13 protein-coding genes are annotated in these 12224 nt (G+C 40.3%); 7 read left to right on the top strand and 6 right to left on the bottom strand.

Annotated features, from left to right (window positions below):
• The first annotated feature begins 144 nt into the window (after positions 1 to 144).
• The 5 genes from IEU81_RS07510 (at position 145) to IEU81_RS07490 (ending at position 4629) form a co-directional block, all read left to right on the top strand.
• Positions 145 to 627 carry a CHAP domain-containing protein gene (locus tag IEU81_RS07510; protein ID WP_186089478.1) on the top strand — a complete coding sequence of 161 codons (483 nt, stop codon included), beginning with the start codon at positions 145 to 147 and terminating at the stop codon, positions 625 to 627.
• Positions 628 to 748: 121 nt separating this feature from the next.
• A complete protein-coding gene (locus tag IEU81_RS07505; RefSeq protein WP_186089480.1) occupies positions 749 to 1552 on the top strand; it encodes an ABC transporter ATP-binding protein in 804 nt (267 codons plus the stop codon).
• Positions 1545 to 2600, top strand: coding sequence for a FecCD family ABC transporter permease (locus IEU81_RS07500; protein ID WP_186089481.1), 1056 nt, complete (start codon positions 1545 to 1547; stop codon positions 2598 to 2600). Before IEU81_RS07505 ends, IEU81_RS07500 begins: the two co-directional genes overlap by 8 nt.
• Complete coding sequence (locus IEU81_RS07495) at positions 2597 to 3628, top strand: FecCD family ABC transporter permease (RefSeq protein WP_186089483.1); 1032 nt, start codon at positions 2597 to 2599, stop codon at positions 3626 to 3628. The genes IEU81_RS07500 and IEU81_RS07495 overlap by 4 nt, the downstream gene beginning before the upstream one ends.
• Positions 3629 to 3723: 95 nt before the next feature.
• Positions 3724 to 4629: an ABC transporter substrate-binding protein gene (locus tag IEU81_RS07490; protein ID WP_092595870.1), complete on the top strand. Its 906-nt coding sequence runs from the start codon at positions 3724 to 3726 to the stop codon at positions 4627 to 4629.
• 45 nt (positions 4630 to 4674) lie between these two features.
• On the opposite strand, the gene IEU81_RS07485 is transcribed toward IEU81_RS07490, so the two are convergent.
• From IEU81_RS07485 to IEU81_RS07470, 4 genes are all read right to left on the bottom strand, one after another.
• Entirely contained in the window at positions 4675 to 5025 is a 351-nt protein-coding gene (locus tag IEU81_RS07485) for a zinc ribbon domain-containing protein YjdM (protein ID WP_092595872.1), read from the bottom strand.
• A 95-nt stretch (positions 5026 to 5120) separates the two neighbouring features.
• Positions 5121 to 5342 (bottom strand): heavy-metal-associated domain-containing protein, encoded by a 222-nt coding sequence (locus IEU81_RS07480; RefSeq protein WP_092595874.1) that lies wholly within the window; start codon positions 5340 to 5342, stop codon positions 5121 to 5123.
• Between the two features lie 89 nt (positions 5343 to 5431).
• Positions 5432 to 7285, bottom strand: a complete 1854-nt coding sequence (locus IEU81_RS07475; protein ID WP_186089485.1) for a heavy metal translocating P-type ATPase — start codon at positions 7283 to 7285, stop codon at positions 5432 to 5434.
• Positions 7286 to 7423: 138 nt separating this feature from the next.
• Complete coding sequence (locus IEU81_RS07470) at positions 7424 to 8068, bottom strand: Crp/Fnr family transcriptional regulator (protein ID WP_186089487.1); 645 nt, start codon at positions 8066 to 8068, stop codon at positions 7424 to 7426.
• A gap of 120 nt (positions 8069 to 8188) precedes the next feature.
• Here IEU81_RS07470 and IEU81_RS07465 point away from each other — a divergent pair, with 120 nt between their 5' ends.
• On the top strand, positions 8189 to 8761 hold the full coding sequence (locus tag IEU81_RS07465; protein ID WP_092595880.1) for a thymidine kinase: 573 nt from the start codon (positions 8189 to 8191) through the stop codon (positions 8759 to 8761).
• A 111-nt stretch (positions 8762 to 8872) separates the two neighbouring features.
• On the opposite strand, the gene IEU81_RS07460 is transcribed toward IEU81_RS07465, so the two are convergent.
• The gene (locus IEU81_RS07460; protein WP_092595882.1) at positions 8873 to 9655 is read right to left on the bottom strand and encodes a hypothetical protein; all 783 of its coding nucleotides are present in this window, start codon (positions 9653 to 9655) and stop codon (positions 8873 to 8875) included.
• 137 nt (positions 9656 to 9792) lie between these two features.
• On the opposite strand from IEU81_RS07460, the gene IEU81_RS07455 reads away from it, so the two are divergent.
• Positions 9793 to 10824: a S66 family peptidase gene (locus tag IEU81_RS07455; RefSeq protein ID WP_092595884.1), complete on the top strand. Its 1032-nt coding sequence runs from the start codon at positions 9793 to 9795 to the stop codon at positions 10822 to 10824.
• 29 nt (positions 10825 to 10853) lie between these two features.
• Here IEU81_RS07455 and mgtE read toward each other — a convergent pair whose 3' ends face one another.
• Complete coding sequence (gene mgtE, locus IEU81_RS07450) at positions 10854 to 12206, bottom strand: magnesium transporter (protein ID WP_092595886.1); 1353 nt, start codon at positions 12204 to 12206, stop codon at positions 10854 to 10856.
• Positions 12207 to 12224: the final 18 nt, after the last annotated feature.

Below are 12224 nucleotides of genomic sequence, written 5' to 3'. Positions count from 1 at the left end.
TTAAACTTTATACTTCTCTCTATTTCCTTTAAAATAAATGTGAAACACAAGTTCAGTAAACCCATTGCAGCATCTGACATCCACTGCTATATCTTATATCGTTATTTTATAACGCCAGGCGTTATATTTAAGGAAGGAATACATATGAAACGTATTTTAATAATCATTGTCATCGCTGCCGCTGCTTTATTCGGTTTAATTTACGCAGACAGCAAAACTGATAATGGCATTATAGAAGAACTGACAATTCTCCTGACACCTGATCCAATGGAAAACAATACTTACGATGACGGGGAATGTACATTTTATGTATTCGATAAAGTCAAAGCAGACGGCATGATGATTGAACGTTCATGGGGCGACGCAGAATTTTGGGCAGATCGTGCAAAAAGGGATGGCTACACTGTAAATAATAGTCCTGAAGACGGTGCTTTGATGCAAACTGACCGCGGTGAAATTGGCCATGTTGCTTATATAGAGTCTGTAAATGATGATGGTTCATTTAATATTACAGAGATGAATTTGACAGAACCATATGAGGTAACAGAGCGGGTTATTGATTCCAAAAATATTAATGATTATCAGTTTATCCATCCCAAAGTAAATAAACATGCCGACACACAGTAAAATCTGCAAATCTATCTATTGCCTATAAATTTAATTGACATTGATACCTTATTGGCATAAACTTTTTAGAGTGATAATGATTCTCAATTATCTTAAGAATCATAGATGAGAGGTGACAGTGTTGAACGCACTTGAAATAAATAATGTCGCAGCCGGTTATCAGAACCGTTCAGTTATCAATGACTTGAGCGTATCGATACCGAAAAATAAGATTACTACTATTATTGGCCCGAACGGCTGCGGTAAATCGACTTTGATAAAGACAGTTTCCCGTATTTTAAAAGCTGAGTCAGGCACCATACTTCTTGACGGCAAAGCCATAAATACAATTGATACGAGAGAAATTGCCAAACAGATGGCGATACTGCCCCAAACAGCAGAATCCCCGGGCGGACTGTCTGTATTTGAATTAGTATCCTACGGACGATTCCCATATAGAAAAGCCTTAGGCTCTCTCAGCAAAGAAGACTATCAGTATATTAACTGGGCAATTGAAGTAACTGGCCTGGAAGAATTTGCAGACCGTCAAATTAGTGACATGTCAGGCGGCCAGCGCCAGCGCGTATGGATTGCTATGTCTCTCGCACAAGGTACAGAGACTCTTGTACTGGATGAACCGACGACTTATCTCGATCTCGCACATCAGCTCGATATATTGCTCCTTCTTCAAAAACTGAATATTGAAGAACATCGCACCATTATTATGGTGCTGCACGATTTAAATCATGCTTCCCGCTTTTCTGACTATATGATAGCGATGAAAGACGGCAATCTGATTACTGAGGGATCACCTGATGATGTAATGACTCATGACAACTTAAGAACCCTGTTTAATATCGAAGCTGATATTCAGAAATGTCCTTACAGCGGACATCCGATTTTCACTTCTTATCATTTAAGCAGCAGGGATAATAATCATGAGTAAATTTAATTCATCACTATCTGAAAAAGAACAAGTTAAAGCAGTGAAAAATACTGCAAAACCAGTCCGCGGAACTCTTATTATTACAGGCGGGCTGATATTTCTTTTATTTGCATTCGCCGCTTCTATTTCTCTCGGTGCTGCAGATATAAATTTATCGACGATATGGAATGCCTTGTTTAATTTTAACGAATCACTTACCCAGCACCAGATAATATGGGAGTTAAGATTTCCAAGAATTATCGGCGCTGCCATAGTCGGTGCTGCTTTCAGTGTAGCCGGGGCATTGATGCAGGGGATGACTAGAAATCCCCTGGCCGATTCCGGCTTACTCGGTTTAAATGCAGGGGCTGTAATGATGCTCGCTATCAGTTTCAGTTTCTTTCCCGGCCTGCCTTATGTCTATGTTGTCCTGCTGTCATTTTTCGGTGCAGCATTGGGTGCAGGTATTGTCTACGGTATCGGCTCGATGAGCAGAAATGGCTTAACACCTATACGTCTGGTGCTGGCCGGTGCTGCTGTAACGGCGTTATTAACAGCGCTTGCTGAAGGTATCGCACTTTATTTTAATGTGGGTCAAGATATGGCGTTCTGGTATGCAGGCGGGGTTTCCGGCACGCGCTGGAGCCATCTCGCAGTCATAACGCCTATCGTTATTGTGATGTTATTTATAGCCATACGAATATCTAAATCCATTACCATCCTAAGCCTGGGTGAAGAAGTCGCCGTCAGCCTCGGTGAACGCACTGTAAGAACAAAACTGATTAGTGCCGGGGTGATTGTCGTACTGGCTGGCCTTGCAGTATCCGTTGTCGGTGCTGTCAGTTTTATTGGACTGATTGTGCCCCACTTAACCAGACGGCTTGTCGGTTACGATTACCGATGGATTATACCAGTCAGTGCTGTCGTCGGAGCTATTCTGGTCGTTGCCGCAGATTTAGCCGCCCGCACTTTAAACGCACCATTTGAAATACCGATTGGTGCACTGATCTCATTAATCGGCGTTCCTTTCTTTTTATACCTGGCACGTAAAGGAGGTAAGGAGATATGAATCAGTTTAAACCTGAAGGCGTCTTAAAAAAACAGCGTCGTGCTGTTGCAATCGCCATTATCCTTATTGTCCTTTTGCTTGTTATGTTAATGATCAGTTTAAACACAGGACTGATACGAATTGACCCGGTTACAGTTGTTAAGACAATTTTCGGCGGCGGTGATCCCCGCGATGAGTTGCTCTTGTTCGAATTCAGACTGCCGAGAATCACTATCGCCGTCTTAATTGGTATGGGCCTCGCTGTGTCTGGTGCTGTGCTGCAGGGTATTGTTAAAAACCCTCTGGCAGATCCAGGAATTATCGGGATCAATGCAGGCGCAGGACTAGCTGTTATGCTGTTCGTGACGTATTTTTCTACTGAACTCGGCAACTCTGTTTTCCTAATGCCGCTTCTGGCATTTGCTGGTGCAGGTATAACAGCAGCTATTATTTACATCTTTTCATACAAAAAAGATGAAGGCGTCTCTCCGATTCGCTTAATACTTGTCGGGGTCGCTGTCGCTGCCGGAATCAGCGCTTTAATGATCGTATTGACATTAAAACTGGATCCAAAAGTGTACGACTTTGTTGCTACTTGGCTTGCCGGCAGTATCTGGGGCTCAAACTGGAATTTCGTATTGGCTTTATTACCTTGGCTGGTCGTATTGATTCCATTTGTCTATATGAAATCGAGAGTCCTGGATGTTTTAAATCTCGGCGACCATACCGCGGTCAGTCTCGGCATGAATCTTGAGAAAGAACGGCGTATACTGCTTGCCGCCGCCGTCGGTCTCGCCGCTGCAAGTGTTTCAGTCAGCGGCGGCATCGGATTTGTCGGCTTAATCGCTCCTCATATGACGAGACAGCTCGTCGGCAGCAAACATAAATACGTTATTCCTATATGTGCGCTTGTAGGCGCTGTCCTGGTACTCACTGCAGATACATTGGCCCGTGTCATTCTGCAGCCGGCGGAAATTCCAACCGGCATCATTGTTGCAGTCATTGGTGCACCGTACTTCTTATACCTGCTAGCAAAATTAAATGATTAGCTTTCAGTAATTCTAATCCGGCCGTTCAGTCAGCCGGATTACATTATAAATACTCATTGAGAATGGTTATCAATTATAAAGGGAGAGAAAGAATTATGAAAAGATTGTTCAGTATTACACTTTTACTACTAATCACAGCAGCACTTGGGGCATGCGGTTTTGACGAGACACAGAAAAACAACTCAGAATCCGGCGACACTGTTACATACGAATCAGAATTTGGAGATGTAGAAATCCCTGAAAATCCACAGCGTATTGCAGCATTAACCTATGGTCCTAATTTGCACTCATTGGGTGTGGACATGGCAGGTGTGGATCAGTGGTCTAAAAATAACCCGCTGTTTGAAGAAGATTTATCAGATACTCCTCAAATCACAGAAGCTGAACCTGAAAGTATTTTAGCTGAGAATCCTGATTTAATAATCGCCGGAGCTAATATGGAAAATCTGGACGAACTTAAAAAAATAGCACCAACAGTGACCTTTACATGGGGGAAACTAAACTATTTAGAACAGCAGATTGAAATTGGGAAACTTGTCGGTCAGGAAGAAGAAGCGCGCGAATGGGCAGATGACTTCGAAACAAGAGCAGCGGATATCGGCAGTAATATTAAAAAACAGCACGGTGATGATACGACCGTTTCTGTAATTGAAACAGACGGTAAGGGATTTTATGTATTCGGAGATGCCTGGGGCCGAGGCACTGAGATTTTGTATCAGGCGATGGATTTAAAAATGCCAAAAAAAGTTGAAGAAGCAGTTTCAGAAGATGGCTATTATGAGTTATCACAAGAAGTATTAGCAGAGTACGCCGGTGATTATATTATTTTAAGCCGCGGTGAAGACACAGATATGTCATTTACAGAAAGTGATGTATGGCAATCAATTCCTGCTGTTCAAAACGGCAATGTCATTGAAATTGATACTGCTGCAACGAGCTACAGTGATCCAACGACACTTGAATACCTGCTGGAAATATACAGCGAAGGTTTATCAAAATAAAAAAAATGCGTTCAGATATCAATGAATATCTGAACGCATTTTCCGTTAATCTATCTTTTTCACAAATTCCGACTTCAAACTCATCTGACCAATTCCCGGTATTTTGCAGTCGATATCATGGCCATCTTCAGGATCAACTAGTCTAATACCTTTCACTTTTGTTCCCTGCTTAATAACGTTGGAAGAACCTTTAATTTTTAAATCTTTAATCACTGTTACATTATCGCCGTCATTTAGAACATTTCCGTTAGAATCTTTTACAAGTGCTGCCAGTGCCTCTGCTTCTGCAGACTCACGTGTCCACTCATGTGCGCACATCGGACAGACTAACAGAGATCCATCTTCATATGTATATTCTGAATTGCAGCTCGGACAATTTGGTAATGATGCTGTCATTGTAATCCTCCATATCACTGTATTGTTACTTAAGATACCATAATTTCTCATAAATAAAAGCCGGGTTCATAAAATGAACTTCGGCTTTTAATAAATTATGCTTCTTTAACTTTGAGTACTTCGTAACCTAACTTCTCTACGACTCCTTTTAATTCATCTGCAGTTACCTTTTCAGGATCGTATTCTGCTTTTGCTTTACTTGCATTAAACATTAGTTTAGCCGATTCAACACCTGCAGTTTTTAGCAGTGCACCTTCAATTTTTTTAATACATGTCGGACAGCTCAATGTTTCTAATTGCATTGTTACATTACTCATCATGTACGCCTCCTTTATTTTTTTCTCTTCTTATCTCTATCTTTATTATAAGCAGTATTTGAATTTTAAAAATTGACCTGCATCAAGTTTTAAGGTTTAAATTTAATTAATCTCATCCCGTTAAATATAACGATGAGCACACTCGCCTCGTGTACAAACATTCCGATAGCGAGGTTAACTCCGCCCATCAGTACACCCGCTAAAAGTAACGCTACTGTAACGAGTGCGATAATAATGTTCTGCTTCATGTTCCGCATCGTACTTTTTGACAGCGACAGTGCATGGGCATACTGATTGAGTCTGTCAGCCATTAGTACGACATCAGCGGTCTCCATCGATATATCAGTACCGCCTTTCCCCATAGCAAGTCCGACATCTGCTGAAGCAATCGCTGGTGCGTCATTAATACCGTCTCCTGCCATCGATATTACTCTGCCTTCACTTTTCAGACGTTTGACATGCCTTACTTTATCTTCCGGAAGCAGCTCTGCATGGACTTCATCAATACCGAGTTCCTCTGCAACTGCTGACGCTGTATGGCGGTTATCACCAGTCAGCATCACTATATGCTTAACGCCGTTTTCTCTCATCGTTTCCAGGGCTTCTTTTGCATCATCACGTATTTTATCAGCAATTGATATAACTGCTAAAAGTTCTGAATCTACCGCTGCAAAGATTGCTGTATTTCCTTTCTTCTCTCTATTTAATGCATAGTCTTCAATATTGTCTGCGATCACGATGCCGTGCTCTTTCATCATTTTTCTATTGCCTGCAATAATGGAATGACCATTTACTGAACCGGCAATTCCGCGTCCCTTTACACCGCTCGCATGATCCATAGTATATGCAGACAGATCTCTAGTATCCTCTGCGAATTCTGTAATTGCTCTTCCAAGATGATGTTCGGACGCCTTTTCAAGTTTGCCGATTAAACCTATTAGCTCCTCTTTGTCACCTTTTAAAACTTTGAAGTCGGTTACCTCTGGACGTCCTTTTGTTAAAGTACCGGTTTTATCAAATACGAGTGTATCGACTTTAGAAAGTTTTTCAATGACTTCTCCGCCTTTAATCAGCGAACCGTTTTTAGCACCATTACCGATACCGGCAACATTCGATACCGGTGCGCCGATTACAAGTGCACCTGGACAAGCAATCACGAGAAAAGTAATTGCGAGATGAAGATCTCTCGTAATTGCCCAGACGATAATTGAAAGAATTAATACGCCTGGAGTATAATATTGTGAAAATCTATCTAGAAATCTTTCTGCATTAGATTTTGAATCCTGAGCTTCCTCAACGAGTTCAATAATTTTAGAAAAAGTCGTATCGTCTCCAACTTTTTCAGCTTTTATTTCTAAATATCCAGAATCTAAAATCGTTCCGCTGAAGACTTGATCCCCGCTCATTTTTGATACTGGCACAGACTCACCGCTGACAGCTGCCTCATTAATTTTTGCTTCCCCGTTGACTGCTTTCCCGTCAACAGGAATCATCCCGCCTGGTAAAATCGCTATTCTGTCTCCAATTTCTACTTCATCTGCATCAATCACTTTTCTGCTGCCGTCCGGCTGTATTAGATTCGCTTCCTGTGGTGCCATATCTGTTAATTCTTTAATAGACGATCGCGTTTTTTCAAGCGTTCTCGCCTCTAAGTAACTTCCGAACAGAAATAAGAATGTAACTGCTGATGATTCGACATACTCTCCGATAAATAACGCCCCTATAACGGCGATAGATACCAGCAGCTCAATACTGAATACTTTCATTATCAATGCCTGGTAAGCCTTAATTCCGATTGGCAGCATAGCAATAAGAGTCGCCGCAATCAATGCTGTATTCCCGGCACCGGTATAACTGAAAAACCTTAACATAAGACCAGCTATAATTAAGATAAATGCGATTAAGGTAATTTTACTTTCCTGTTTAAATATAAATCTGACCATTGCAATTCTCCTTCCTCCTAATTTATTTTCCTTGCTTCTTCACTTATAATGTTACTGTCATTTCAGATAATATAAATTGACCTTGGTCAAGAAAACAAAAAAGGTTCCCGAAAAGGGAACCAGTACAGCAAATTTGCTCTATTTTAAAATATCGTAGGATTTATTATTTATTTTACTGATGTAACCTTCAGCTTCTAATTTGTTAAACGTTCTCGTCAGTGTCTCAGGCTGCATACTTAAATATGAGGCCAGATGTTTTTTAGTCATCGTCAGTACGAGCTGTTCATCTGATCTGTGCGTTTTAATATACTCTAACAGCTTTTCTTTGCTGTTTAACAATGAAATATTCGTGGTCAAAGATTCGGAATCATTCAGACGCTCTGCAAAGCTCTCAATGACTTTAATGCTGATATTAGGATACTTATTCATTAAGTCATAGATATCCTTTTGGTCAATACGGCATACCTCTGCATCTTCAAGCACTTCAGCATACGATTTACTTTCGTTATCATCACTGAACAATGATAACTCTCCAGTGAAATCACTATGGGTGAGCACTCTGATCAACTGTTCTTCACCATTATCATTCAAACGGTAAATTCTCACTTTTCCTTTATGAATCACGTATAAAGCTGATGAAATATCACCTTCCATAAAAAGGTATTCTCCTTTTTTCATCTGCCTGTGATTTACCTTTTGAAATACTTCTTCCAGTTCATCCATTTCTAAATGACTAAAAATCGGAACTCTGCTTACACATCTCTCATGCCCTTGTAATTCCATATCTTCGCCCTCCAAAATGATTATTCTGCTACTGTAATTATATCATGAGCAAATTGATAATATATATGCCGCAATTTCATGTTAAAATTAATGCTGATTACGAGATGATAGGGGATACTTATGGCAAAACTCTACTACCGCTACGGCACAATGCAAAGTAACAAAAGCAACCAGATTATTACGACACACCATCAATACACGACTCAGGGGAAACGCTGCTTGGCATATACAACACCTATTGATTCAAGAAGCGGACATAAAAAAATTAAATCCAGAGTCGGTCTTGAACTTGACGCTGAATATATAACAGATGATATTTTCGACAAAGTAAAACAGGAACATGATAAACAAGAAGTACATGTTGTTCTCGTCGATGAAGCCCAGTTTTTATCGAAGAAAGATATTCATAACTTGAGCGACATTCCGGATCACCTGGGTATTCCTGTTATTGCCTTTGGTTTAAAAACAGATTTTAGAAATGAACTATTCGAAGGCAGCCGTATATTACTTGAACTTGCTGATGCTATCGACGAACTGAAAACAGTTTGCCAGTACTGCAATAAAAAAGCGACTCTTAATATGAGGCTCCATAACGGAAATCCAATTAACGTTGGAGAATCTATTCAGATTGGCGACGAAGAATATGTTCCTGTTTGCCGAAAGTGCTATAAAGAACGTCTTGAACTGATCTAGTAAAATTATATAATGTTTCCCGTGAAACTAAAGCACTTCTACTAGAAATCAAACAAGGAGTAACGCTATGCGTTGCTCCTTGTTTGATGTTAATAACGCTGATATAACGTGCTACCTTTCTGTTAATGTTACCTCTGGCACATATCTCAAGTTCACAATATCTCCATCTTCAAAGGACATCGTAAACTCAGTCATGCCACCATATTTTGCATTCCCCAGTGTATGTCGCGATTTATTATAATCAGGATGTGATGACACCTCAAGCGATCCTGTTTCTTCAGTTTCAGGCACACTCACATCATATACACCTGCAGGGAAATCTTCACCGGCTACCCACTGACCAGGAAAAATTGTTTCCACAGATACTGTTTCATACGGAGTGAATGTTGCTTGCTCAAAATTAGCTATCTCAACTGAATATCCTTCGTCAAGAAATCCAACGATTTTAGTCGTCTGACCTTCAGGACTATCCGACTCTCCTGCTAACGTTTCATTGAAGCCTCCGCGATTTTCTTCGTTCTTAACATATATATTGCCGTATCCTGAGTCTGCTGTAATGACATAGCGGCCAGGCTCGATATCTTTACCGACTTCATGCATGCCTTCATCGAGTGTAACTGCCTCACCTTGATTCATTAAGTGACTGTAGTCCAAAGTTTCAATATCTTCAGTGTCACCAGCAGTATCATTATCTGCTTCGTTATTGCTTTCGGTATCGGTATTGTTCTCAGTTTCCTCCTCAGGATCAGTGCTTTCTTCACTTGTGTTCGTGCTGTCTGCACCCAGCCAGCTGTTAATTTCATCAGCAAGCTCATCAAAAGGGTTAGTGTTACTGCACGCACTTAATATAATAGAACTAATAAATAATACAGATAGTAATTTAAGTTTTCTCATTCATTTACACTCCATTCACAAATTCGTAACATTTTCTTAATTATAAAATTTAAGCGAACGAATAGCAAACTGATATATTTAGTAACTAATTACTTATTCTTTGCTATACTGTTGGAAAATACTTTGGAGGCGATCTTATGATTAAACCTAGTAAATTACAGCCTGGTGATACAGTTGCACTCGTATCTTTATCGAGCGGACTCGCAGGTGAAGAAGATATAAAATGGAGAACTGAACAGGGGATCGAGCGGCTGGAGAGTATTTTCGGCTTAACAGTAAAAGTAATGCCTCATGCCTTGAAGGGTCTTGATTACGTTTATAACCATCCTGAGAAAAGAGCAGAGGATTTAAATGAAGCTCTAAGAGATCACTCTGTTAAGGCAATTATCTGTGCAATCGGCGGTAATGAAACAGTGCGTATCTTGCCGTTTGTAGACACCGATGCACTGCAAAATAATCCGAAAATATTCACAGGTTATTCCGATACAACAGCGAACCATTTATTCTTTTATAAGCACGGTATATCGACGAGTTACGGTCCTGCTCTATTAACCGATTTCGCTGAAAATATCGCCATGGATGAGTATACTGTGAACTCAATTGAGAAAACATGGTTTTCAGCTGAACCGATTGGTGAAATTAAGACTTCTCCGCATATTAGAAAAATCGGACTCAGCTGGGATTCCGAAAACAAAAGTACCGAACGTCCAAAAGACAATAATCCTGGCTATGAAAGTATCGGCGCTTCTGGTAAAGGCCGCGGTCATTTAATCGGCGGTTGTCTGGAAGTCTTTAATAATTTACGCGGCACAAAATATTTCCCTGAATTAAGTGATTTTAAAGATGCTATATTATTCTTTGAAACCTCTGAATGTTATCTTGATCCAGAAATATTTGAAGATTATTTACGTGCTATGTCTGTTATCGGTATATTTGAGCATATTAACGGCATAGTTATCGGACGTCCTCAGGATGGCCGCTATTACACTGAATATAAAGAATCATGGCGACGTATACTCACCGAAGCTGGACGAAGTGACCTGCCGGTGCTGTATAACGGCAGCTTCGGTCATAATGAACCGAAATCCATTATTCCATACGGTCTCGAGGCTGAAATAGATACGGAGAATCTCACCTTTAAAATATTGGAAAGTGCAGTAAAAGATTAAAAATCCGAAGAGGAACCTCTTCGGATTTTTCACATTAAATGAGATAAGAATGCTGTTGCGATTCCAAAATAAATTAATAAAGAAAGTATATCATTAATTGTTGTGATTAAAGGTCCTGATGCTACAGCAGGGTCGACATTTAAACGGTTCAGCACAAGCGGTATAATCGTACCTGCCAGTGTTCCGATAATCAAAGTGCATAGCAGCGATGTGCCAATAACTAAACCTAAAATTGCACTGCCCTGCCAAAGGTAGGCAATAACAAAAATGAGTGCTCCGCAAGTCAGACCAATAATTATACCGACCCTTAATTCTCTATACAAAAGCTTCAGCACCTGTTTTGTATTTACGCGTTCTTTCGTCAGCCCCCTGATAACGACAGCAAGTGACTGGGTCCCTGTATTACCGGTCATTCCCGCAACCATCGGCATGAAAAAGGCCAGCGCGACAACTTGTTCAAGCGTTTCTTCAAAACTTGCAATAATGCTTCCTGATACTATCCCGATAAAAAGCAGCAGTACTAGCCACGTCAGCCTTCTTTTCGCTGCAGTAAAAGGTTTCGTGTTAAAGTCAATCGCCTTTCCTGAGGCAGAAAATTTCTCAATATCTTCCTCAGCTTCCTGATAGACAACATCCAAAATATCATCTACTGTAACAATACCAAGCAATCTTTCCTCTTCATCAACGACCGGGATTGTTACAAAATTATAACGCTGAATTATTCTTGCTACTTCTTCCTGATCCATCATTGCATCTACTGTAACGATGCGCGTTTTCATAATATCTTCTATTTTTTGCGGTAAATCAGCGAGCAGCAGGTCTCTGTAAGACACCACTCCGACGAGTTTTTTATCATTATCGATAACATACAGGTAGTTGAGATATTCTGCCAGTTCCGCAAAATGTTTCAGCTTGTCCACCGCTTCACGCACGCTATAGGATTTATTAATCCAAACCATCTGGTTATTCATTATCCGGCCGGCTGTTTCCGGAGGATATTCCATCAATGTTTCTATATCTTGAGAAAACTCTTCATCTGTATCTGACAGAAGTTCCGTTGCTTTCTTTTCACCGAGATTGCTGAGCATTTCAATTAAATCATCATTATTCATCTGAGTGATGACCAGCGTTCCGGTATGCGGACTGATCATATCGATTACCTTGCGCTGATTATCACCATCCAGTTCTGATAATATATCTGCCAGCTGATGAATCGATATAAATTCTAGAAATAATTTTTGTTCCCCTGAAGACAGCTCCAAAAATATCCGGGTCAAATCATATTTTTGTAAATCTTTAATATTTTCCTGAAATGCATGTTCATCTTTCTGCTCCAGTGTATATGTTACGCTATGGACAATCTGATGTAAGTTTTGAACCATCTATTCCCGCCTCCTCAG

It is taken from the genome of Jeotgalicoccus aerolatus, assembly GCF_014635205.1.
Lineage (GTDB): Bacteria > Bacillota > Bacilli > Staphylococcales > Salinicoccaceae > Jeotgalicoccus > Jeotgalicoccus aerolatus.
This window is presented reverse-complemented; position numbering and strand designations above follow the sequence as displayed.